The sequence below is a fragment of the Roseovarius sp. TE539 genome (genome assembly GCF_003298505.1).
Classification (GTDB): domain Bacteria; phylum Pseudomonadota; class Alphaproteobacteria; order Rhodobacterales; family Rhodobacteraceae; genus Roseovarius.
The window spans coordinates 39,985-63,075 of sequence record NZ_QNGB01000002.1 but is presented as its reverse complement, the minus strand read 5'-3'; the positions used below and the strand labels follow the sequence as shown (position 1 = coordinate 63,075).

Here is a 23,091-nt window from a genome sequence, read left to right as displayed (position 1 = left end):
CCGCGGGGTCTAGCCGAAGGGCGCGGCGGGGGCAAGCGACCGGACACTTGACCAAGCCGCGCGGCGCGGCCTATCTGCGCTCATGAGAGAGATTGAAGAGCAGATCGCCCACCTGACCCGCGCGGTCGAGGACCTGTCGGACACCGTCGCCCGCCAGGAAACCGAGATCGCCGCTTTGAGAACACGTCTCGACTTGCTGATGTCACGCGAGGCCGCGCGCGCCACCGGCGAGGGGGATAGCGGGGCCGACACGAACCGGCCACCGCCGCACTGGTAAGGCGGGCGGCGCGCGACGGCTCAGTATTCCTCGACGGTCACCACGCCGTTCAGGCTCTTGATCGCACCCTTGACCTGCGGGCTGACAGGGAATTCGCGGCCCGTGGCCACCTCCACTTCGCCGGGCAGATCCGGGTCCAGCAGGCAGAAGCTGACCGGGCCGGCACCGCCACGTTTGACCGTGCGGGCGGCGTTTTCAAGGATTGACGCGACCGAGGCGATGACCTCCTGCTTTTCGACGAAAACACGCAGCCCCGCCATGCCCGCATCGGCCACCACGCCATCGGCGGGTTGCACGGATCGCGCCAGCAGCTTGAGTTGCTCGCTTTCCATCGACGCCTCGACGGTAATGACCACCTGCGCGCCGGTCTCAAGATGTTCGCGCGCGGTTTCCAGCGTATCCGAGAAGATGGTTACCTCGTACCCGCCGGTCGTGTCCGAAAGCTGTGCAAACGCGAAGCGGTTACCCCTCGCGGACTTGCGCTCCTGACGGCCCGCGACGACGCCCGCCATTTTCACGACAACCGGCGCGGTCGCGGCCATCGCGGTGACCTCGTCCAGGGTCTTGACGTCCTTGCGCCGCAGCGCCGCCATGTAGTCATCCAGCGGATGACCCGACAGGTAAAACCCCACGGCGCGAAATTCCTCGGTCAGCCGCTCCGCCGGAAGCCAGTCCTCCACCGCGGCAAGGCGCGGCTCCGGAAGATCCTCGCCCGCCTCCCCGAAGAGGGAAACCTGGCTGGAATTCTTCTGCTCCTGGATGGCGGTGGAATAGTTCAAGAGGGCTTCCAGGCTTTCGAAAACGCGGCGCCGGTTGGGATCCAGAGCATCGAAAGCCCCGGCGCGTGCCAGCATTTCCAGCGAGCGCTTGCCGATCCGCTTGAGATCGACGCGGCGGGCAAAATCATGGAGCGTGGCGAAGGGCCGTTCGTCCGGCCCGGTGGCTGGCCCGGGTGCGCCCTTGCCGGGCGCGGCAGCCGGTGACGGCTGACAAGCTTCGCGCCGCGCCCGGGTGATAAGCTTCATCGCCTCCACACCCACATTCTTCAACCCACCAAGGGCATAGTGCAGAACCCCGTCGCGAACCGCGAATGTGGCCTCCGAACGGTTCACACAGGGTGGCGCCCAGGGCAGGCCGAGCCCCTTTCTGACTTCCTCGAAATACAGGCTCAGCTTGTCGGTGAGGTGAATGTCGCAATTCATGACCCCGGCCATGAACTCCACCGGGTGGTTGGCCTTGAGCCAGGCGGTCTGGTAGCTGACCACGGCATAGGCCGCGGCATGGGATTTGTTGAAACCGTAATTGGCGAACTTGTCGAGAAGGTTCCACACCTCAAGCGCCTTGGCGTCATCCACCCCGTTGGCCTTGGCGCCGGCGATGAACTTGGGGCGTTCGGCGTCCATCGCCGCCTGGATCTTCTTGCCCATGGCGCGACGCAGAAGGTCGGCGCCACCGAGGGAATACCCGGCCATCTCCTGCGCGATCTGCATAACCTGCTCCTGATAGACGATGATACCCTGCGTCTCGTCCAGAATGTGATCGACCGACGGGTGCAGGTATTCGCGCTCGCTCAGCGCGTTCTTGACCTCGCAATATTTGGGGATGTTCTCCATGGGCCCGGGACGGTAGAGCGCGACAAGCGCCACTATATCCTCGATGCAGGTCGGTTTCATGCGCTTGAGCGCGTCGCGCATGCCCTCGCTTTCCACCTGGAACACGGCCGCCGTGCGGGCCCTGGCATAAAGTTCGTAAGTCTTCGGATCATCCAGGGGGATCTGTCCGATATCGTTTTCCGCACCCGGGTTGGGGGTGTAGATAAGCGCGCCATCCTGGGCGACATGCAGGTCACGCCCGGCGCCGTGGATCTGCTCGATTGCGTTCTGGATCACCGTGAGGGTCTTGAGCCCCAGGAAATCGAATTTCACCAGGCCGGCCTGCTCCACCCACTTCATGTTGAACTGGGTCGCCGGCATCTCCGAGCGGGGATCCTGGTACACCGGCACCAGTTCGTCGATCGGGCGATCGGCAATGACGACCCCCGCCGCATGGGTTGACGCGTTGCGCAACAACCCCTCGACCTGTTGGCCGTAGGTGAGAAGACGATCCACCACCTCCTCGTTCCGGGCTTCCTCGCGCAGGCGCGGCTCTTCGGCGAGAGCCTTTTCGATGCTCACGGGCTTGACCCCTTCGACCGGGATCATCTTGGACAGGCGATCCACCTGCCCATAGGGCATCTGCAACACCCGTCCGATATCGCGCACTGCCGCCTTTGACAGAAGCGCACCGAAGGTGATGATCTGTCCGACGCGGTCGCGGCCATATTTCTCCTGCACGTACTGAATGACTTCCTCGCGGCGGTCCATGCAGAAATCAATGTCGAAGTCGGGCATGCTGACCCGATCAGGGTTCAGAAATCTTTCGAAAAGAAGCGAGTAGCGCAACGGATCCAGATCGGTGATGGTCAACGCATATGCCACCAGGCTGCCCGCGCCCGATCCGCGTCCCGGACCGACGGGAATGTCGCGCCCCTTGGCCCACTTGATGAAGTCCGCAACGATCAGGAAGTAACCGGGGAACCCCATGCTCTCGATCACGCCAAGCTCGAATTCCAGCCGTGTCTGGTAATCCTCGACCGGTGCCGCATGGGGAATCACGGCAAGACGCGCCTGCAGACCCTCCTTGGCCTGGCGGCGCAGCTCCTCGACCTCGTCCTCGGCAAACCGCGGCAGGATCGGGTCGCGCCGGTAGGCCCCGAAAGCGCAACGCCTTGCGATCTCGACGGTGTTCTCGAGCGCCTCGGGCAAATCGGCAAAAAGCGGCACCATCTCCTGTTGTGTCTTGAAATAATGCTGTGGCGTCAGGCGCCGGCGCGGTTCGTTCTGGTCCACATAGGCGCCGTCGGCGACGCAGAGCATGGCGTCATGGGCCTCGAACATTCCGGACTCCGGAAAATACACATCGTTCGTGGCCACCAGCGGAAGGTCCATCGCGTAGGCCATCTCGACATGGCCGCGCTCACTCAGACGCTCGGCCTCGGGTGGGCCCTCCTCGCCCGGGTGCCGCTGCAACTCGACATACAGCCTGTCGCCGAACGCGCCCGAAAGTTGGCTCAACAAGGTTTCGGCCGCCGCGCGCTGCCCGGCTCGCAACAGGCGTCCCACCGGCCCGTCCGGCCCGCCGGTCAGGCAGATCAACCCGTCGCCAAGCTGCGCCAGCTCATCCATCGTGACGTGACCCGCCTGGCCGTCGCCACGAAGGTAGAAGCGTGAATTGAGCTTCATCAGGTTCCGGTAACCTTGCTCGTTCTGGGCCAGCAGCACCACCGGTGCGGGCGGGGTCTGCCGATCTCCGGGCGCCGCGGAGGCGTAGGACAGGTCGATCTGGCAGCCCATGATGGGCTGGATGCCCTCGCTCTGTGCGGCAACCGAAAACTCCAGCGCGGCGAACATGTTGTTGGTGTCGGTGACCGCCACGGCCGGCATCCGCGCATCGCGGCAAAGACCGGGCAGTTTCTTCAGTCGCACGGCTCCTTCCAGCAGGGAATACTCGCTGTGCACGCGCAAATGGATGAATCGGGGTGTGCTGGTCATGCAAGGCAGGGTATGGTCTGGCGACGCGGCGGGAAAGCCCCAAGATGCCGGGGGCGGAGCGGATACGCCCGCAATTCGGACAAAAGGATTTTCAAATATTCCGTTACGCTGATTATGGCCCGCGATGCAAATCCCGGCTTGCATGACCGGGGGATTGGCATTTCACTGGCGCTCACATGACCGGCGGGCCGTTCAAGGACGCGGCGGGGGGTGAACACGGTGGGCGCAGAACTTCTGAACATATCGGGGCTGAGCAAGGCCTACCCCGGTGTCATCGCCAATGACACGGTGTCTTTCAGCATACGGGAGGGTGAGGTTCACGCGCTCCTGGGAGAGAACGGCGCCGGAAAATCGACCCTGGTCAAGATGATCTACGGGCTCGTCAAGCCTGACAGCGGAACGATGGCGCTGCGCGGCCAGCCCTTCGCCCCCTCGGAACCACGTGCGGCGCGCGCGTCCGGTGTTGCAATGGTGTTCCAGCATTTCTCGCTGTTCGATGCGCTGAGTGTCGCCGAGAACGTCGCTCTGGGCATGGAAACCCCGCCCCGGATGCGCGATCTGGCACATCGCATAAGGGAGGTTTCCGAAAGCTACGGGCTGCCGCTGGACCCATACCGTATCGTGGGCGATCTTTCCGCCGGGGAACGTCAGCGCGTCGAGATCATCCGCTGTCTGCTTCAGGATCCACGGCTCCTGATCATGGACGAGCCGACCAGCGTCCTGACACCTCAGGAAGTCGAGATCCTGTTTGCGACGCTGCGGAAACTGACATCGGAAGGTGTTGCAATCCTCTATATTTCCCACAAGCTCGACGAGATCCGCACCCTTTGCGACCATGCCACTATCCTTCGGCTGGGCAGGAATGTGGGCACTTGCGTACCGTCGGAAACGACGGCGCGGGAAATGGCGGAGATGATGGTTGGCAGCGCCTTCGAACAGCCCGAGAGCGCCGGGCGCGACCCCGGGCAGGTGACGCTGGATGTAACTGGGCTTTCGCTGGCGTCTCCCGGGGCATTCGGAACCTCGCTGCGCAACATCCATTTCACCGTCCGCAAGGGCGAAATCCTCGGGATCGGTGGCGTTGCCGGTAATGGACAGGATGAGCTTCTTGCGGCCCTTTCGGGGGAAATCCGCAGCCAGGCGGACGCAATCACGCTGGATGGCCGGCCGATCGGGCGGCATGGACCGGCCGAACGGCGGGCAATGGGCCTTCTGACAGCCCCCGAGGAACGGCTGGGCCATGCCGCGGCCCCGGACATGACCCTGACCGAGAATGCCCTGATGACGGCGGCGCAACGCGAGGGGCTCGTGCGTCACGGTTTCCTGAGATGGGCCGCCGCGGAGGGGTTCGCACGCAGGATCATCGAGGCGTTCGACGTCCGCACCCCCGGCCCGGACAACGCGGCAAGATCCCTTTCCGGCGGCAACCTGCAAAAGTTCGTCATCGGCCGGGAAGTTCTTCAACGCCCCGACGTGCTTGTCGTCAATCAGCCGACATGGGGCGTGGATGCGGCCGCCGCCGCCGCGATCCGGCAGGCACTTCTCGATCTGGCCGCCAACGGCACCGCTGTCCTGTGCATAAGCCAGGACCTGGACGAGCTGATGGAAATCTCCGACAGGTTCGGCGCGCTGAATGAGGGGCGCCTTTCCGAGATCCGTCCTGCCCGCGGCCTGACCGTGGAGGAAATCGGTCTGATGATGGGCGGGGCCCACGGCATGGAGGTGGCGCATGTCTGAACCTTGGCGCCGCCCGCGTCCGATCCGGCACCGGACTGTTGGGCACATCATGACCGGCTGTCCGCCGCCCCTTCGCTTTTCGAGGCATCTCGCTGCGGGGGCCTCCTGCACTTTCTTCCCAAGCGATGCCTTGGCGATGGACATGGGGCGCGCACAATGCTGAAACTGGAACAGCGCCCCGAGCCTTCGCGCCTGTGGACCTACCTGACCCCGCCCCTCGCGGTTGCCGTGACGATGATCGCGGGAGGGGCGCTTTTCGCACTTCTCGGCAAGAACCCGGTCGAGGCAATCGCGACGATATTCTGGGAACCCCTTTTTGGCGAATTCGCCTTCTATTACGGGCCTCAGCTTCTGGTGAAGGGCGCCCCGTTGATCCTGATAGCGATCGGTCTCTCGCTGGGCTTCCGGGCCGGGATCTGGAACATCGGTGCCGAGGGACAGTATATCGTCGGCGCGATCACCGGGGCGGGCGCCGGTCTGGCCTTCTACCCGGCGGATTTGTGGGTCGTCTTTCCGGTCATGGTGGTGGCGGGAGCAGCCGGCGGGTGGGCGTGGGCCATGATCCCTGCGTTGCTGAAGCTGCGCTTCGGAACCAATGAAATCCTGGTGTCGCTGATGCTGGTTTACGTCGCCGAACAATTGTTGGCGGCGATGTCACTGGGTTTGCTCAAGAACCCTGACGGATTCGGCTTTCCCGGCTCCCGCAACCTTCAGCAGTATGCCCCGGCCCACAATGCCGAGCTCGTTGCGGGGACAGGGATGCACTGGGGGGTGGTCGCGGCCCTGATCGCCGTCATTTTCGCCTATGTCCTGCTCAACCGCCATGTGCTGGGCTATCATATCCGCCTCACCGGGCAGGCGCCTCGTGCCGCGCGCTTCGCGGGCGTTCGCCCGAAACGGCTGGTTCTTTTCTGTCTGGGCATGTCGGGTGCGCTTGCCGGTCTGGCCGGAATGTTCGAAGTGTCCGGCCCGGCCGGGCAGATCAGCATTGATTTCAACGTCGGTTACGGATTCACCGCGATCATCGTTGCCTTCCTCGGGCGGCTTCATCCGGTCGGCATCCTCCTGGCGGGGCTTCTGATGGCCCTGACCTATATCGGCGGCGAGATCGCGCAATCCAACCTTGGCCTTCCTGCCGCCGCGATACAGGTGTTTCAGGGAATGCTTCTGTTCTTCCTGCTCGCCGTGGACCTTTTCACCAACTTCCGCATACGCGTGATCCGGCCGGAGACAGCGTGATGGACCTCGCCTCGATAAGCCCCGTCCTGTTGCTCGCGTCGCTCATGGTGGCGGCAACCCCGATCCTGCTGGCCGCCCTCGGGGAACTGGTGGTGGAGCGGTCGGGGGTGCTGAACCTCGGGGTCGAGGGAATGATGATCACCGGAGCGATCTGCGGTTTCGCGGCGGCGGTCGAAACCGGCTCGCCCTTCGCGGGGTTCGTCGCCGCGGCACTTGGCGGTGCGGTGCTATCCCTGCTGTTTGCGGGCCTGACACAGGTGGCCCTGGCCAACCAGGTTGCCAGCGGGCTTGCCCTCACCCTTTTCGGGCTCGGGCTGAGCGCGCTCATGGGTCAGGGGTACGTGGGTGTTAAACCACCTCCGACTCCGCGCCTCGACATCCCTGTCCTTGGCGATATCCCGATCCTCGGCCCGATCCTCTTCGGACATGACGTGATGGTCTATGTCGGTCTCGGGCTGTGCGCGGCGATCTGGGCGATGTTGAAATATACCCGCGCGGGGCTTGTCCTGCGTGCGGTCGGCGAAAACCACGACGCCGCGCATGCGCTCGGCTACAAGGTTGTACGGGTCCGGGTGATGGCGATCCTGTTCGGCGGTGCCTGCGCGGGCCTCGGGGGCGCCTACATCAGCCTCATCCGGGTGCCGCAATGGACCGAGGGCATGACCGCCGGCGCGGGTTGGATCGCATTGGCGCTGGTGGTATTCGCAAGCTGGAAGGCAGGGCGTGTCCTGCTCGGTGCATGGCTGTTCGGTGGCGTGACGGTTCTGCAACTCAACCTGCAGGCGGCCGGGGTTGCAATTCCGGTCGAATACCTTTCGATGTCGCCCTACCTCATCACGATACTGGTGCTGGTCATCATGTCCGCCGACCGATCTCGGGCACCAGGGTCGTTGGGGCGTATCTTCCATGCGACCGGATAAGACGTTAGAAAGTACAAAACAGGGAGAAAATCATGAGACTCGAAAAAATCCTGGCCGGAGCAATCCTTGCCGCGGGGCTGGCCGTTCCGGCCGCGGCGCAGGACCCCACCAAGGTGGGATTCATCTATGTCGGCCCGATCGGCGATGGCGGTTGGACCTATGAACATGACAAGGGGCGGCTGGCCGTGGAAGAGCATTTCGGCGACAAGGTCGAGACGGTATTCCAGGAAAGCGTGCCCGAAGGCGCGGATGCCGAACGCGCCATCACGCAGATGGCGCTGCGCGGTGCCGACCTGATTTTCACCACCTCCTTCGGTTTCATGGAACCGACGATCACCGTGGCCAAGAAATTCCCCGACGTTAAGTTCGAACACGCGACAGGGTTCAAGACCGCCGATAACGTGTCCACCTATTCCGCCAGGTTCTATGAAGGACGTGCGATACAGGGCCATATCGCCGCCAGCATGACGGAAAGCAATGTCATTGGCTATATTGCCTCCTACCCCATCCCCGAGGTTATCCGCGGCATCAACGCGGCTTACATCCACGCCAGAAAGGCCAATCCGGATGTCGAGTTCAAGATAATCTGGGCTTATACATGGTTCGATCCGGCCAAGGAGGCCGATGCCGCGACCGCCCTGATAGAACAGGGCGCCGACGTGATCCTGCAGCACACGGACTCCACGGCCCCCCAGGCCGCGGCCGAAAAGGCCGGCGATGTCATCACCTTCGGTCAGGCATCGGACATGGCCGAATACAAGCCGTATCCCCGTGTCAGTTCCATCATCGACAACTGGGCGCCCTATTACATCGAACGCACCCAAGACGTGATGGATGGAACGTGGGAAAGCCAGCAGGTCTGGCACGGCATAAACGAGGGAATGGTGGAAATCGGTGAAATCACCGACGCGGTGCCCGAGGACGTCAAAACGCAGGCGCTGGCGCTCAAGGCCGAGATCGCATCCGGCGACTATCATCCCTTCACTGGACCCTTGAACAAGCAGGACGGCTCTGCGTGGCTGGCCGAGGGCGAGACGGCAGATGACGGCACACTTCTGGGCATGGATTTCTATGTCGAGGGGATTTCGGGCAAAATTCCGCAGTGATCCGCGCCCTTTGACGGGACCGGCCCTGCAGCGGTCCCGTCACCGCATGGCACAACTTGCCCCCCCCGAGCAGAGGCATGAATGGTACGCCGCCTGAATCTCCCCGACAATGCATCGGTCGCGACACCCGGCCAGGACGGTCGCTTGCACGCCCCGTCAGCAGAGCGCAATGCGGGCCCGATCACGGACCTGCTGCGCGACGTCGCACCGCCCCGCGGACGGGCCCTCGAGATCGCCAGCGGGACCGGGCAACACATCGTCTCGTTCGCCCGCGCCCTGCCCGGCCTGACATGGCAGCCCAGCGAGATCGACCCCGCCCGCATGGCCAGCATCAATGCCTGGGCCGCCTCGGCCGCGCTGCCCAATCTCATGCCGGCACAGCATCTGGATGCGACGACGCCGGACTGGCACTCGGTACAATCCGGGCAGACCCTGATCGTGGTCATCAATCTTCTGCACCTGATCAGCGACACCGAAACCCGGACATTGCTTCACGAGGCGTCTGTGGCGCTTGTGCCGGGCGGTCGGCTGGTGGTTTACGGACCGTTCCTGCGCGACGGTGAAACGACATCAGAGGGCGACGCGCGTTTCCATGCCAGCCTGCGGGCAACGGATCCGGCGATCGGATACAAGGATGATTTCGATGTGGTGGATCACCTTCAGGGCAACGGGCTCAGCATGGTCGAGGTTGTCGAAATGCCCGCCAACAACATTGCCATGATCGCCGAGCGCCGGTGAGTGTTGCCGCTTTTGGTACCCGAGGCCGGACTCGAACCGGCACGCCCGCGAGGGCAACGGATTTTGAATCCGTCGTGTCTACCATTCCACCACTCGGGCATTGCTTTCACCTGTAGCGAAGGCCCGGGGCGTCGTCCAGATATCGGGCTGCATTTTTTGCGTTCGCGCGGTTTCGCAGGCGCCACGGGACTTGACCGTCATGGCGGCCCATGCTCTGACGAGCCACCCATACGAGTGGAGCATCCGCCGAATGTTGAGACGCCTATATGACTGGACGATCCGCATGGCGGACCATCCGCAGGCGCTGTGGGTGCTTGCCTTCGTGGCCTTCATCGAAAGTTCCGTCTTTCCGATACCGCCCGACGTCCTGATGATCCCGATGATTCTGGCGCGTCCATCGCGCGCCTGGCTGATCGCGGGGGTGGCACTTGTGTCCTCCGTGCTTGGCGGGCTCCTGGGATACGCAATCGGCGCTCTGGCCTACGAACAGATCGGACGACCGATCCTCGAGGCGCTTGGCAAGGACGCGGCGATGGAGGCCTTCTCGGAACGGTTCAACGATTTCGGATTCTGGGCGGTCCTCACGGCGGGTGTCACCCCGTTTCCCTACAAGGTCATCACCATCATGTCGGGGTGGACGGCCATGCCGCTCGGGGTTTTCATGGCGACATCGGTTCTGGCCCGCGGACTGCGCTTTTTCATCGTGGCCGGACTTCTGTGGCAATTCGGCACCCCGATTCGCGGTTTCATCGAAAGACGCCTCGGATTGATGACACTGCTCTTCATTGTTCTGTTGTTTGGCGGCTTCTACCTTGTGAGGCACCTGTGATGGCACTGTCCCGGACCGTTCTGATCCTATGCGCCGCCGGCGGATCCCTTTTCTTGCTTGGGGCCGCTCTTGCTTTCCAGCACCTCGGCGGGTTGGCCCCCTGCGAGTTGTGCCTCTGGCAGCGCTGGCCGCACGCGGCGGCGGTCGTGATCGGGGGCCTGGCGCTGGTTCTGCCCGGGCGTCTGCTGCCGCTGGCGGGGGGCGCCGCCGCGCTTGCGACAGCCGGCATCGGGATCTACCATACCGGGGTCGAGCGTGGTGCCTGGCAGGGGCCGGGCACCTGCAGTTCCCCGACAACCGGTGACGTGAGTACCGACGAGCTTTTCGATCAGATCATGGCGGCCCCCCTGGTACGGTGCGATGAAGTCGCCTGGGAAATGCTGGGGCTTTCGATGGCCAGCTGGAACGCGCTGGCGGCGCTCTGCCTGGCGGTGCTCTGGTTTATGGCCGCGCGCACCGGTTAGGGCAGTTCGGAACGAATTACCGGGCTGATTTTCGGGTGCTCAGAAGCAGGCTGGTTTCACTGTTGGCAATCCCGTCAAAGCGGCGGATCTGCGCGAGAATGGTATCGAACTCCTCGAGTGTGGCGGCACCGATCTCGACGATCACGTCCCAACGTCCATTGGTGGTGTGCGTCTCGCGCACGGCGCTCAATCCGTTGAGCTGCCGCAGGATCCGGTCGGTGCCGCGCCCCTCGATCCCGAGCATCATGAGCCCGCGCACCGGATCGCGCACCGCGTCCCCTTTCAGCACCACGCTGAACCCCACGATATCGCCCGACCGCCTGAGCCGGTCGATCCGTGCCCGCACAGTGGTGCGCGAAACACCCAAGGCCAGGGCGAGTTCCGAAAGCGACGCGCGTGCGTCATGCCGCAGCGCAGATATGAGCTGGCAGTCTATTTCATCCAAATCGGCATTCCTTGCGTCCGTTTCGAAATTTCACTGCACGAATAGTTCAAAGTGATGGGTTCAATCCACCCCATTCCGAAAGAATCATGGCGGCACGCAAAAGCAAGGCGAATTTGTCATGTCACAAAAAAAATGCATTCTTGTCGGGGCTCCCGTGGATAGCGGCAAGCGGCGCCGCGGTTGCCTGATGGGCCCTGACGCCTACCGGGTCGCCGGCATTGCAGAGGCGCTCGCGACACTCGGTCACGAGGTCCGCGATCTCGGCAACCTGATCCCGGACGAGATCGAAACGCCGGCCACCACCCCGGACCACGTCCATGCTCCGGCCGAAACCATCGGTTGGACCACGCGGCTGAAAGCGGCCGGACAAGAGGCGATGGCGGATGGCGTTCCGATCTTCATGGGGGGCGATCATGCGCTGTCGCTCGGATCGGTGGCAGGTGCGGCGGCCCATGCCGCGGCGCAAGGACGGCCACAATTCGTCCTTTGGCTGGACGCGCACAGCGATTTTCATACACCGCACAGCACCGCGTCAGGAAACCTGCACGGCACGCCACTGGCCTATGTCACCGGTCATGGCGGCTTTGACGGATTTCCCGTGGTCATCCCCCCCATCCCCGAACAGAATATCTGCATCATGGGCCTGCGTTCGGTGGACGGCCCGGAACGCGAGATGCTACAGAAATGTGCCATCCGCCGCCACGACATGCGGGAAATCGACGAGTCCGGCATCGCGCGGCCGCTTTCGGCGTTTCTGGACCGTGTCGCGGATGCCGGTGGCGCGCTGCATGTCTCGCTCGACGTGGATTTCCTCGACCCGTCCTTCGCCCCGGCCGTGGGCACCACGGTGCCGGGCGGGGCCACCATCCGCGAAGCGCACCTGGTAATGGAAATGATCAGTGACAGCGGCCTGATGACATCCCTCGACCTGGTCGAACTCAACCCGTTCCTGGACGACCGCGGGCGTACCGCACAGGTGATGGTCGATCTGGCGGCTTCGGCCATGGGGCGGCGCGTTTTCGACCGCCCCACGCACGCATTCGCCTGAAGAAAGGGACGCGACAATGTCCAACACCCAGCCGTCCGACAAGGCGCTCGTGCCGTTCGTGAGCGTCGAGAACATGATGAACCTCGTGCATCACATCGGGATCGAGAGGATGCTTGGCGGGTTGTCCGCCTATATCGAGGAGGATTTTCGCCGGTGGGAGCTGTTCGACAAGACCCCGCGCATCGCCAGCCACTCCGCCGAAGGCGTGATCGAACTGATGCCCACATCGGACGGCGAGGTCTATGGCTTCAAATACGTCAACGGGCACCCGAAGAACACGCGCGCCGGGCTTCAGACCGTTACCGCGTTCGGCCTTCTGGCCAATGTCGGCAACGGCTATCCGGTGCTGCTCAGCGAGATGACGGTCCTGACGGCCCTGCGCACGGCCGCGACATCGGCGATGGTCGCCCGCCACCTGGCCCCGAAGGGCGCCGACACGATGGCGATGATCGGCGCCGGCGCGCAATCCGAGTTCCAGAGCCTTGCGATGAAATCCATCTGCGGCATCCGCGCCGTGCGCCTTTACGACATCGACCCGGCCGCCACCGCCAAGGCCGCGCGCAACCTCTCCGGCATGGGCCTCGACGTGGCAACCTGCGGCAGTGCCGAGGACGCCATGGAGGGCGCACAGATTATCACCACCTGCACCGCCGACAAGCAATACGCCACCATCCTCACCGACAACATGGTGGGCAGCGGGGTACATATCAACGCCATCGGCGGCGACTGTCCCGGCAAGACCGAGCTTGCCCCGGCCATCCTGAACCGCAGCGACATCTTCGTCGAATACCCCGAACAGACCCGCATCGAGGGCGAAATCCAGCAGATGCCGCCCGATCATCCGGTCACCCAGATGTGGGAAGTCATCAACGGCACCGCGCCGGGCCGGACGAGCGCCGCGCAGATCACGCTGTTCGACAGTGTCGGCTTCGCAATCGAGGATTTCAGCGCCCTGCGCTACATCCGCGACCATATCGGCGGCACCGATTATTACCTCGATCTCGACCTGCTGGCCGACCCGGACGATCCGCGCGACCTGTTCGGCATGCTCAGGCGCGCCGGGCCGGGGTGAGTGCAGGATCGCACGCGCCCTATCGCCTTGTGCCGTCGCGCCGGGAATTGTAAACATGCCGAAAACCCCGAGTGGCAATGGCATCCTTCAAGAAATGGCAAGATCGGCGGCGCAATCCCTGGAGGGGCGTCTTTCACGACGCCTTCCGCCTGTGGAAAAAGGAGAACGGGCAATCCCGGCTGCTTGATTACAATGGGCTTCCTGAGGGGGCTGTGGTTTTCGACTTCGGCGGGTTCAAGGGCGAATGGACGGACACCGTGCTTGGCCAGCAGCCGGAATGCTCGATCCATGTGTTCGAGCCGCATCCCGGCTTTGCGGAGAGGCTCGTAACGAAATACCGTGGCGACAGCCGGGTGTTCGTCCATGGTTTCGCCCTCGGATCGCGGGACGGCACACTGCGCTTGTCGGATGCCGGCGATGCCTCCTCGGCGGTGGCCGGTCACGAAGGAGGTTTCGAGGCCAGGGTCATGTCCGTGACGGAATTCTTCGGTTCAAACGAAATTTCCGGCATCGACCTGGCCAAATGCAACATTGAGGGGGGTGAATATGATCTCTTGCCGGCCCTGATCAATGGCGGGTTCATACGGCGGATCCGGCGCTTGCAGGTTCAGTTCCACCTTTTCGAGCAGGCCCTGGTTGCCGAACGCGACACGATAAGGCGCCAGCTGGCCGAAAGCCATGATTGCGAATGGTGCTACCCGTTCGTCTGGGAAGAGTGGATCCGCCACAGCGCTTACACCGGAGGACCTGCGTCGTGATCTTCCGGCGCGAAGCGCTTTCAGCTTCTCAACTTCCCGCACCCGCATTGAAGGTAAACAACTGCTCACCCGACAGCCGGTAGCCATTGATCAGTTCGGCCGCACGCCGCGAGGTCAGCCAATCCTCCAGCCTTCGGGCCGCGTCGGCCTTCACATGGGGGTGCCGCTCAGCGTTCACCGGCAGGTAGGCATACTGGTTGAACAGCCGCGGATCGCCCGCGTGAAGAAGCTCCAGATCGCCCTTGTTGCCGAAATTGAGCCAGCTGGCCCGGTCCGCCATGATGTAGGCATTCATGCCCGACGCGGTGTTGAGCGCAGCACCCATGCCCGCGCCCACGGCGCGGTACCAATCACCCCCCGGGGCGATGCCGGTCTCGTGCCAGAGCGCCATTTCCTTCTTGTGCGTGCCGCTGTCATCCCCGCGGCTGACAAACGCCGCACCGGTATCCGCGATACGCTCCAGCGCGTCGAGCACATCACCGGCAGCGGCCACGCCGGCCGGATCCTCCGCCGGGCCGACGATGATGAAATCGTTGTACATGATCTCGCGCCGGTGGGTGCCGTGCCCGGCGGCAACGAACGCCTCCTCGGCCCGGCGCGCATGCACCAGCACCGCGTCGACGTCGCCCGCCTCTCCAAGCCTCAACGCTTGCCCGGTTCCGACCACCAGAAGGTGCACCGTGATCCCGGTATCGGCCTCGATTTCCGGCAGGAGCACGTCGGCCAGCCCCGAATTGTGGAATGAGGTCGTCACCGCCATCTTCATTTCCTCGGCGGCTGCGGCGGCCGTCATCATGAGCAGCGCGGCCAGCGCCATGAACGTTTTTCTCAGCATTGCAGATCCTCCATTGCGGTCAGTCGATGATATCACCCTTGAGGAAGGCGCGCGCCTCGGCAGTTCCGGGACCGGCAAAAAAGCCTTCTGCGCCGACACGTTCGTGCACCTGCCCGTTCAGGATGAAAAGAACCTCGTCGGCCAGCCGGCGCGCCTGCCCCATGTCATGCGTGGACATGACGATACGTGTGCCCTTTGCCGCCGCGGCGAGGAGGATCGCCTCGATCTCGCGCGTTGCCCGCCCGTCGAGCGACGCGCAGGGTTCATCCAGGAAAAGCAGGTCCGGCCCGGCAATGAGGGCTCGGGCCAGGGCCAGTTTCTGCCGTTCGCCCCCGGATAGCATTGTCGCCGGCCGTGTCGCCGCGGCCTCCAGGCCGATCCGTGCGCACCAGTCATGCGCAGGTGGCCGCGCCTGGGCCCGCGTCATACCGGCGATCCGCAACGGGTAGATCAGGTTTTCAAGAACCGTGCGCCGCAGCATCACCGGCGTCTGGAAGACGAAGGCCTGCCGGCGCCGGGCCTCCTCCAGCCCGCAGGCCCAGCTCAGCTCGCCCCGGCTCAGCCGCTGAATGCCGTGCAGCATCTTGAGAAGGCTGGTCTTGCCGGCGCCATTGGGCCCGATGACGATGCTCAGACCGTCGCCGGCAAGCGTCAGGTCCACCGGGCCGATGAGGACCTTGCCGCGGTGGCGCACCATCGCGCCGCGTACCTCCAGTGGCAGCAGGACACTCACCACCGGCCTCCGCGCTCTGTGCGGCTCAGCCAGTGGATCGCGAGGTTGACCGAGATCGCCAGCGCGATCAGCACGAAGCCCAGCCCGAGAGCCAGCGCCAGATTGCCCTTGCCGGTTTCCAGCGCGATCGCCGTGGTCAGCACCCGGGTGACATGATCTATGTTGCCACCGACGATCATGATCGCCCCGACCTCGCCGATGCCGCGCCCGAAGCCGGCCAGCGAGGCGGTCAGCAGCGCCCGCCGCCCATCCCAGAGAAGGGTCGCGATGCGCTGCCCCTGCGTGGTGTTCATGGAAATGAGCAGGTCGTGATACTCGGCCCAGAGATCGCGAAGGGACTGGTGCGCGATGGAGGCCACCAAAGGCACGATGATGATCACCTGCGCGATGATCATTCCCGCCGGCGTGAAGAGCAGCCCAAGAACCCCGAGCGGTCCGCCCCGCGACAGCAGGATATAGACCAGCAGGCCGACCACCACGGGCGGCAACCCCATCAGGGCATTCAATGTCGCGATCGTCACCCGGCGGAACGGAAACCGGCGCACCGCCAGGAGCGCGGCCATCGGCAAGGCGATCACAGACGCGATCAAAAGGGCCGTCAGCGTGACGAAAAGCGACCTCAGGGCGATTTCCACCAATTCGGGATCCAGCCCGACAATGAGCCGGAACGCATGCAGGAAACCTTCACCGATCTCGGACATCGCCCGCACCCGCTGTCACTTCGCCGTACCCCGTGCCGGCCATGGCCCTTCTTAATCACAGCTTTCGATCCGGTGGAACAAGCAACTGCGACAGTGTTTCATCGCCCCGGAAACAGGCCCGACAGCGACAACATGGCCCACAGGGCCACCAGCACGGTGGGACAGAAGCTGGCGACCAGTCCGAAGACGCGCAGCGGAACCGAGATGCGGCACCCGATCCAGAAGACAATCAGCGCCAAGGCCAGGCCGAGCCCGAGCATGACGATGACCCCGGGGCCGGCACCGCCCAGTATCACCGCCGCACCGGGCCAGATGCACAAGGCGAGCACCAACTGCTCTGTCGCGGTCGACAGGATCCGGCGGTCAATCCCGGCGTTTCCGGATGGCGACTGCGCCCCGATGATCTTGTCGTCACCGAACCGGCGCCGCGCGATCCACCCGATCATGGCCGCCATCACAAGCCCCGGAGTCAGAAACGCGGTCATGATCGTCGGCATCAGGGTGAAGACCGGGATCTCGACAAAGCGCGCCGCACTCCAGAGCAGGGCCACCGACCAGACCAGGCCCCCGGCCATTGCGACCGTGATTGCTGCGTTCCTGCCCATGCACCTGCCTTTCGACCACCGCGGTGGTGCGACTTTCGGGGCAGGACACCGAACCTGTCAACAGGCCACGACGGCCCGCGGCCGGTTCAGCCGCGCGCGTCGCCGATCAGCCGCAGGATGTCCTGCGCGGCCTCCGGTATGTTGGTGCCGGGGCCGAAGATCGCCTTCACACCGGCTTTCTTCAGGAACTCGTAGTCCTGTTGCGGGATGACGCCGCCGCAGATCACGATGATATCCTCGGCGTCCTTCTGCTTCAGGGCCTCGATCAACTTCGGCGCAAGCGTCTTGTGACCGGCCGCCTGGCTGGAGATCCCGATGACATGCACGTCATTGTCAACCGCATCCTGCGCGGCCTCGTCCGGAGTCTGGAACAGCGGGCCGACATCCACGTCAAAACCGATATCCGCAAAGGCCGTGGCAATCACCTTGGCGCCGCGGTCATGCCCGTCCTGGCCCATCTTGACCACCAGCATCCGCGGGCGGCGGCCTTCGGACTCGGCGAACTCCTCCACCGATTTCTGGATCGCGGCGAAGCCCTCGTCCCCTTCGTAGGCGGCGCCGTAAACCCCGGCGAGCGTCTTGACCTCGGCGCGGTGGCGGCCGAACACCTTTTCCATGGCCATGCTGATCTCTCCCACGGTGGCACGATGACGGGCGGCCTCGACGGCCGCTTCCAGAAGGTTCCCGCCCCCGGCGGCGCAGGACGCGAGGTTGTCCAGAGCCGCGTCGCAGGCGGCCTGGTCACGGTTCGCGCGGATCCGCTGGAGCGCCGCGACCTGGCCTTCACGCACCTTGGTGTTGTCGATATCGCGGATGTCGATCGGGTCTTCCTCGTCGCGGCGATACTTGTTGACCCCGACGATCACTTCGTCGCCGCGGTCGATCATCGCCTGCCGGGTCGCGGCTGTTTCCTCGATCCTGAGCTTCGGCATGCCGGAGGCCACCGCCTTGGTCATGCCGCCCATCCCCTCGACCTCCTCGATCAGCTCCCAGGCTTTCTCGGCCAGTTCGTGGGTCAGGCTTTCGACATAATAACTGCCCGCCAGCGGATCGACCACGTTGGTCACACCGGTTTCCTCCTGCAGGATCAGCTGTGTATGCCGCGCGATGCGGGCGCTGAAATCGGTGGGCAGGGCCATCGCCTCATCGAGCGCGTTGGTATGAAGGGACTGGGTGCCGCCCAGAACCGCGCTCATCGCCTCATAGGCGGTACGCACCACATTGTTGTAGGGATCCTGTTCCTGCAGGCTGACACCGCTTGTCTGGCAATGGGTGCGGAGCATCTTCGACCGGTCCTCCTGCGCGCCGAACCCGGTCATGATCCGGTGCCACAAAAGCCGCGCGGCCCGCAACTTGGCCGCCTCCATGAAGAAATTCATGCCGATGGCAAAGAAGAACGAGAGCCTGCCGGCAAACTTGTCCACGTCCATGCCGGCCTCGATCGCGGCGCGCACGTATTCGCGGCCGTCGGCAAGGGTATAGGCCAATTCCTGCACAAGATTCGCCCCGGCCTCCTGCATGTGGTAGCCGGAAATCGAGATCGAGTTGAAGCGCGGCATCTCGGTGCTGGTGTATTCGATGATGTCGCTCACGATGCGCATGCTGGGCTCGGGCGGGTAGATGTAGGTGTTGCGCACCATGAATTCCTTGAGGATGTCGTTCTGGATGGTCCCGGATAGATCAGCCCGCGAGACGCCCTGTTCCTCGCCAGCGACGATGAAACTGGCAAGCACGGGAATCACGGCACCGTTCATCGTCATGGAAACGCTGACCTTCTCCAGCGGGATACCGTCAAAGAGCACTTTCATGTCCTCGACCGAATCTATCGCCACGCCGGCCTTGCCGACATCCCCCTCGACGCGGGGGTGATCGCTGTCGTAGCCGCGATGGGTGGCCAGATCGAAGGCCACGCTGACGCCCTGCTGCCCGTTCGCGAGGGCCTGACGGTAGAAGGCATTCGATTCCTCCGCCGTCGAGAACCCGGCATATTGCCGGATCGTCCAGGGGCGGCCGGCATACATCGTCGCCTTGACCCCGCGCGTGAAGGGCTGGTCACCCGGAATGCTGCCGAGATGGTCGAGCCCGGCCACATCCTCTTCGGTGTAGAGCGGGCGGACATCTATGCCTTCCAGCGTCTTCCAGGTCAGATCCTCCAGCGGCCGGCCACGCAATTCCTTTTCGGCAATATCACGCCAATCGTCTTTCTTCGAAGCCATTTGGTCGTCCTCTTCTCATCTGACCGGCCGGCGCCTTTCCGAGCGCACTTTTCCGGTCGGTTTCCTCTGTCAGTTCGGCCAGCCCGTCCGCACCGGAACGTAGCCAGAAAAGATCGTCCCCATACAATTCGCCAAGCGCGGCGCATTGCGCCTGCCCGAAGGGCTGCCACCGGCCGGGGCCGGGCGGCAACGCTTCGGGGTCGCCACCGCGTTCGGCCACCCGGTGGCGCAACTCCCACAGGTCCGGGGTGCGGTTGAGCCATTCCGGGGGAGGACACGCCGGCAGACGCTCGCGCCCCGTCATCAGAGCGAGCCTGCGCTCGGGTGTGCCTGCATGGATTTCATGCGGGAATATCTGGATGGGCGTATCGGGAAGCGCGCAGGCAAGATCGGTGATGACATCACGCCAGCCCCGCCGCGAATCCGCTATCCGGCGAAGCCTGCAATCATCTGGAATGCGCGCGCCGCGCGCCACCGAAAAGGCCATCAGCGACGGCCACAGGCTGTCCTGGCCGCGGATCGAAAGCGATACCCGGGCGATACGGCCGCCGAACGCCCTTGCGAAACGCGCCATACGCTCCCCGATGTCCGGATAAAGCGATCCATCACGCAGGGTGCGCCGCGGCGTGCCGATCATGTTCTCGTCACTGACAAGGATCTGACGCAGCCCCAGCCGGGCGGCCTGTTCGACCGCCAGCGAAATGCGTCCCGCGGCGCGCTGCAGTTGCGCATCCCGGCTTTGCGGCCCCGGCACCGGAATGACCCCGGTAAGCAGCCCGTTCCGCGTCCGGCGCGGCCCCCAGAAGCCAAGGCCCTCGGCCTCGAACCGCGCCTGGTTTTCTCGTATCAAATGCTGAAAACTGGTCGTGGCCGTCCTGTGCGCCCCGAGATGAAGGATGATGTCCATGGCTTTATGCGCCTCATGCCGCAGAACCGCGGCGAGCGGTTCAAGAAAGGTCAGGGGCGGCATTCTGCATTCCCGTTTGCCAAGAGCGGATTAACAGGCAAGTTTTCGCGGTTCTCACTCGGATTTGCCTTCGCAATCGGGGCCAACACCACTATATCTTGCTCATCAGGAGGGCACATGAAACCTGTCTTTTTCCTTTTCGCACTTGCGCTTGCAGCTTTCCCGGCCAAGGCCCAGGAAACCGAGGACAGCGCCGATCCCTCGATCATCATGTCGGGGGAAACAGCGGATTTGAGCGAATTCAAGTGGATAAAACGCCCGCTTGTGGTCTTTGCCGACAGCCCCGCCGACCCTCGATACGTGCAGCAGATGGAATACATCTCGGATCGGCTCGAGGATCTGGAAGATCGCGATGTCGTCGTACTCACCGATACCGACCCTGACGCTGACAGCGCCCTGCGTGAGCGTCTGCATCCGCGCGGTTTCATGCTGGTGCTGATCGGCAAGGACGGGACGATATACCTGCGCAAGCCGCTTCCCTGGGACGTGCGCGAGATTTCCCGCACCATCGACAAGTTGCCGATGCGCCAGCAGGAGGTTGAGGAGCGGCGCAGCGGGGACAGCTGAACGCACCCTGCCCTTCCCTCGCCGCCAGGGCTACGCCCGACGGAACAGAGTCGCCCGACATTCGGCAATTCCGGCATCTCCCTACTCGAATTCCATGATCACGTCATCGACGGCCAGGCTGTCACCCGGCCCGGCATTCACCTTTGCAACAACCGCCTTTCTTTCAGCCCGCAGGATGTTTTCCATCTTCATCGCCTCGACCGTGCAAAGCGCCTGACCTTCCTGGACTTCCTCGCCTTCTGCGACGTTCACCTTCACGATCAGGCCCGGCATCGGACAAAGAAGCATCCTGGACGTGTCCGGCGCCTGTTTTTCGGGCATCAACGCCGCCAGTTCCGCCTGTCGGGGGGTGCGCACATGCACCTTGAGGTCAGCCCCGCGCGACCGGATGCGAAAGCCCCCCGACACCTTGCCGACCTTCAGCACCAGCGGCGCGCCATCCACGTCCAGCACCGCCAACTGGTCGCCGGGTGTCCAGTCACTGCTGACGCGCAGCTGGCCTCCATCCTCGAAGCGGATGGTCGACCCCTCCTTGTCGGCCTTGATCGTGACCGCGAAGCGCATGCCCTGCAGGGTCACCACCCAGTCCGTGCCGACATGGCGTTCATGGTTGTCCATCCGCCCCGACACGCGCGATCGCCTGATCTCGGCCAGCCGGTGCATCGCCGCGACACTGGCCGCGATGCGGCGCAGCGTGTCCTCGTGCAGTTCGACCCCATGGAAACCGTCCGGATACTCCTCGGCGATGAATGCCGTCGTAATGGCGCCTGAAATGAACCGGGGATGGTCCATGACCGCGCTCAGGAACGGAAGGTTATGGCCTATCCCTTCCACCTCGAAGGCGTCGAGCGCGTTGCGCATCGCCTCGATGGCCTCGCCCCTCGTGTGCCCCCAGGTGCAGAGTTTTGCGATCATCGGATCGTAGAACATCGAGATCTCGCCCCCTTCGTAGACGCCGGTATCGTTACGGACCACCGCACCCTCGACCGAAAGCTCCTGCGGCGGACGGTACCGCGTCAGCCGCCCGATAGACGGCAGAAACCCGCGATAGGGATCCTCGGCATAGAGGCGGCTTTCGATCGCCCAGCCCGTCAGCGTCACGTCGGCCTGTCGTATGCCCAGCTCCTCGCCATTGGCCACGCGGATCATCTGTTCGACCAGATCCACGCCGGTGATCAGTTCCGTCACCGGGTGCTCGACCTGCAGGCGCGTGTTCATCTCGAGGAAATAGAAGTTCTTGTCGCCATCGACGATGAACTCCACGGTGCCGGCACTGGTGTAATCGACCGCCTGTGCAAGTGCGACGGCCTGTTCGCCCATGGCCTTGCGGGTCGACTCGTCCAGGAAAGGCGACGGCGCCTCCTCGATCACCTTCTGGTTCCGGCGCTGGATCGAGCATTCGCGTTCGCCCAGGTAAATCCCGTTGCCGTGCTGGTCGCACAGCACCTGGATCTCGATATGCCGTGGCTGGGTGACGAACTTCTCGATGAAGATCCTGTCATCGCCGAAACTGCTGGCCGCCTCGTTCTTCGAACTCTGGAAGCCCTCGCGCGCCTCGTCATCGTCCCAGGCGATCCGCATGCCCTTGCCGCCGCCGCCGGCCGAGGCCTTGATCATAACCGGATAACCGATTTCCCGGCTGATCTTCACCGCGTCCTCGGCATCCTCGATGAGGCCCATGACCCCGGGAACCGTGCTGACGCCGGCCTCCTGCGCGATTTTCTTGGATGTTATCTTGTCACCCATGGCCTCGATCGCGCCCTTGGGCGGTCCGACGAAGGCCACGCCCTCGGCCTCCAGCGCCTCGGCAAATTTCGAATTTTCCGAAAGGAACCCGTACCCCGGATGGACGGCCTCGGCCCCCGTCCGCCGGATCGCCTCCATCACCTTGTCTATGACGATGTAGGACTCGTTCGCGGGGGGAGGACCGATATGAACCGCCTCGTCGGCCATCTGCACGTGCAGCGCATTACGGTCCGCGTCCGAGTAGATCGCGACCGTTTCTATGCCCATGTCGCGTGCTGTCTTGATCACGCGGCAGGCGATTTCACCACGATTGGCAATCAGGATCTTCTTGAACATCTGTCGTCCCTTCTTCTTTCGGTTCCTGGGCGCGCGGAAAGGCGCACGGGCTGTGACGTCCGGGCGGCGGTGTCAAAGCCGGGCCGGGCTGTGCTTGACCACCGGGTCGGCGGAAAGCGCATTGTTGAATGACGGGAGGCGTGCCGCGACGAACACGAGGGG

Annotated in this window: 21 protein-coding genes and 1 tRNA gene; 12 read left to right on the top strand and 10 right to left on the bottom strand. The window is 63.9% G+C overall.

The window, feature by feature from the left end; genetic code table 11:
• Nucleotides 1–82 precede the first annotated feature (82 nt).
• On the top strand, nt 83–277 hold the full coding sequence (locus DQW77_RS01615) for a SlyX family protein (RefSeq protein ID WP_113256434.1): 195 nt from the start codon (nt 83–85) through the stop codon (nt 275–277).
• A 20-nt stretch (nt 278–297) separates the two neighbouring features.
• Here the strand turns inward: DQW77_RS01615 and dnaE are convergent, their stop codons facing one another.
• Nucleotides 298–3,867 (bottom strand): DNA polymerase III subunit alpha, encoded by a 3,570-nt coding sequence (gene dnaE / locus DQW77_RS01610; RefSeq protein ID WP_113256433.1) that lies wholly within the window; start codon nt 3,865–3,867, stop codon nt 298–300.
• Between the two features lie 219 nt (nt 3,868–4,086).
• On the opposite strand from dnaE, the gene DQW77_RS01605 reads away from it, so the two are divergent.
• From DQW77_RS01605 to DQW77_RS01585, 5 genes are all read left to right on the top strand, one after another.
• Entirely contained in the window at nt 4,087–5,604 is a 1,518-nt protein-coding gene (locus DQW77_RS01605) for an ABC transporter ATP-binding protein (protein WP_113256586.1), read from the top strand.
• Between the two features lie 156 nt (nt 5,605–5,760).
• Nucleotides 5,761–6,843 carry an ABC transporter permease gene (locus DQW77_RS01600; RefSeq protein ID WP_113256432.1) on the top strand — a complete coding sequence of 361 codons (1,083 nt, stop codon included), beginning with the start codon at nt 5,761–5,763 and terminating at the stop codon, nt 6,841–6,843.
• Nucleotides 6,843–7,763 carry an ABC transporter permease gene (locus DQW77_RS01595; protein ID WP_113256431.1) on the top strand — a complete coding sequence of 307 codons (921 nt, stop codon included), beginning with the start codon at nt 6,843–6,845 and terminating at the stop codon, nt 7,761–7,763. The genes DQW77_RS01600 and DQW77_RS01595 overlap by 1 nt, the downstream gene beginning before the upstream one ends.
• A gap of 32 nt (nt 7,764–7,795) precedes the next feature.
• Nucleotides 7,796–8,869, top strand: a complete 1,074-nt coding sequence (locus DQW77_RS01590; protein WP_113256430.1) for a BMP family ABC transporter substrate-binding protein — start codon at nt 7,796–7,798, stop codon at nt 8,867–8,869.
• 81 nt (nt 8,870–8,950) lie between these two features.
• Nucleotides 8,951–9,607: a DUF938 domain-containing protein gene (locus DQW77_RS01585; RefSeq protein WP_113256429.1), complete on the top strand. Its 657-nt coding sequence runs from the start codon at nt 8,951–8,953 to the stop codon at nt 9,605–9,607.
• 13 nt (nt 9,608–9,620) lie between these two features.
• Here DQW77_RS01585 and DQW77_RS01580 read toward each other — a convergent pair.
• A tRNA-Leu gene (locus DQW77_RS01580) sits at nt 9,621–9,706 on the bottom strand.
• A 151-nt stretch (nt 9,707–9,857) separates the two neighbouring features.
• Between DQW77_RS01580 and DQW77_RS01575 the strand changes: the two genes are divergently transcribed.
• Both DQW77_RS01575 and DQW77_RS01570 read left to right on the top strand, forming a co-directional pair.
• Nucleotides 9,858–10,436 (top strand): YqaA family protein, encoded by a 579-nt coding sequence (locus DQW77_RS01575; protein WP_113256428.1) that lies wholly within the window; start codon nt 9,858–9,860, stop codon nt 10,434–10,436.
• Nucleotides 10,436–10,900, top strand: coding sequence for a disulfide bond formation protein B (locus tag DQW77_RS01570; RefSeq protein ID WP_113256427.1), 465 nt, complete (start codon nt 10,436–10,438; stop codon nt 10,898–10,900). Before DQW77_RS01575 ends, DQW77_RS01570 begins: the two co-directional genes overlap by 1 nt.
• A gap of 16 nt (nt 10,901–10,916) precedes the next feature.
• Here the strand turns inward: DQW77_RS01570 and DQW77_RS01565 are convergent, their stop codons facing one another.
• The gene (locus DQW77_RS01565) at nt 10,917–11,345 is read right to left on the bottom strand and encodes an Lrp/AsnC family transcriptional regulator (RefSeq protein ID WP_113256426.1); all 429 of its coding nucleotides are present in this window, start codon (nt 11,343–11,345) and stop codon (nt 10,917–10,919) included.
• Between the two features lie 118 nt (nt 11,346–11,463).
• On the opposite strand from DQW77_RS01565, the gene rocF reads away from it, so the two are divergent.
• From rocF to DQW77_RS01550, 3 genes are all read left to right on the top strand, one after another.
• On the top strand, nt 11,464–12,393 hold the full coding sequence (gene rocF / locus DQW77_RS01560; protein ID WP_113256425.1) for an arginase: 930 nt from the start codon (nt 11,464–11,466) through the stop codon (nt 12,391–12,393).
• A gap of 16 nt (nt 12,394–12,409) precedes the next feature.
• Nucleotides 12,410–13,465 (top strand): ornithine cyclodeaminase, encoded by a 1,056-nt coding sequence (locus tag DQW77_RS01555; RefSeq protein WP_113256424.1) that lies wholly within the window; start codon nt 12,410–12,412, stop codon nt 13,463–13,465.
• Nucleotides 13,466–13,542: 77 nt separating this feature from the next.
• Nucleotides 13,543–14,223, top strand: coding sequence for an FkbM family methyltransferase (locus tag DQW77_RS01550; RefSeq protein WP_113256423.1), 681 nt, complete (start codon nt 13,543–13,545; stop codon nt 14,221–14,223).
• A gap of 28 nt (nt 14,224–14,251) precedes the next feature.
• Here DQW77_RS01550 and DQW77_RS01545 read toward each other — a convergent pair whose 3' ends face one another.
• The 6 genes from DQW77_RS01545 to DQW77_RS01520 form a co-directional block, all read right to left on the bottom strand.
• On the bottom strand, nt 14,252–15,058 hold the full coding sequence (locus DQW77_RS01545; RefSeq protein ID WP_113256422.1) for a substrate-binding domain-containing protein: 807 nt from the start codon (nt 15,056–15,058) through the stop codon (nt 14,252–14,254).
• Between the two features lie 19 nt (nt 15,059–15,077).
• Nucleotides 15,078–15,755, bottom strand: coding sequence for an ATP-binding cassette domain-containing protein (locus tag DQW77_RS01540; protein WP_113256585.1), 678 nt, complete (start codon nt 15,753–15,755; stop codon nt 15,078–15,080).
• A gap of 32 nt (nt 15,756–15,787) precedes the next feature.
• Complete coding sequence (locus DQW77_RS01535) at nt 15,788–16,492, bottom strand: ABC transporter permease (protein WP_113256421.1); 705 nt, start codon at nt 16,490–16,492, stop codon at nt 15,788–15,790.
• Between the two features lie 98 nt (nt 16,493–16,590).
• Nucleotides 16,591–17,097, bottom strand: coding sequence for an MAPEG family protein (locus tag DQW77_RS01530; RefSeq protein ID WP_147094916.1), 507 nt, complete (start codon nt 17,095–17,097; stop codon nt 16,591–16,593).
• Between the two features lie 86 nt (nt 17,098–17,183).
• A complete protein-coding gene (scpA, locus tag DQW77_RS01525; protein WP_113256419.1) occupies nt 17,184–19,313 on the bottom strand; it encodes a methylmalonyl-CoA mutase in 2,130 nt (709 codons plus the stop codon).
• Nucleotides 19,285–20,283 (bottom strand): hypothetical protein, encoded by a 999-nt coding sequence (locus DQW77_RS01520; protein WP_258523636.1) that lies wholly within the window; start codon nt 20,281–20,283, stop codon nt 19,285–19,287. Before DQW77_RS01520 ends, scpA begins: the two co-directional genes overlap by 29 nt.
• Nucleotides 20,284–20,397: 114 nt before the next feature.
• Here DQW77_RS01520 and DQW77_RS01515 point away from each other — a divergent pair, with 114 nt between their 5' ends.
• Nucleotides 20,398–20,847: a DUF4174 domain-containing protein gene (locus tag DQW77_RS01515; RefSeq protein WP_113256418.1), complete on the top strand. Its 450-nt coding sequence runs from the start codon at nt 20,398–20,400 to the stop codon at nt 20,845–20,847.
• A gap of 81 nt (nt 20,848–20,928) precedes the next feature.
• Here the strand turns inward: DQW77_RS01515 and DQW77_RS01510 are convergent, their stop codons facing one another.
• Nucleotides 20,929–22,929, bottom strand: coding sequence for an acetyl/propionyl/methylcrotonyl-CoA carboxylase subunit alpha (locus tag DQW77_RS01510; RefSeq protein WP_113256417.1), 2,001 nt, complete (start codon nt 22,927–22,929; stop codon nt 20,929–20,931).
• Nucleotides 22,930–23,091: the final 162 nt, after the last annotated feature.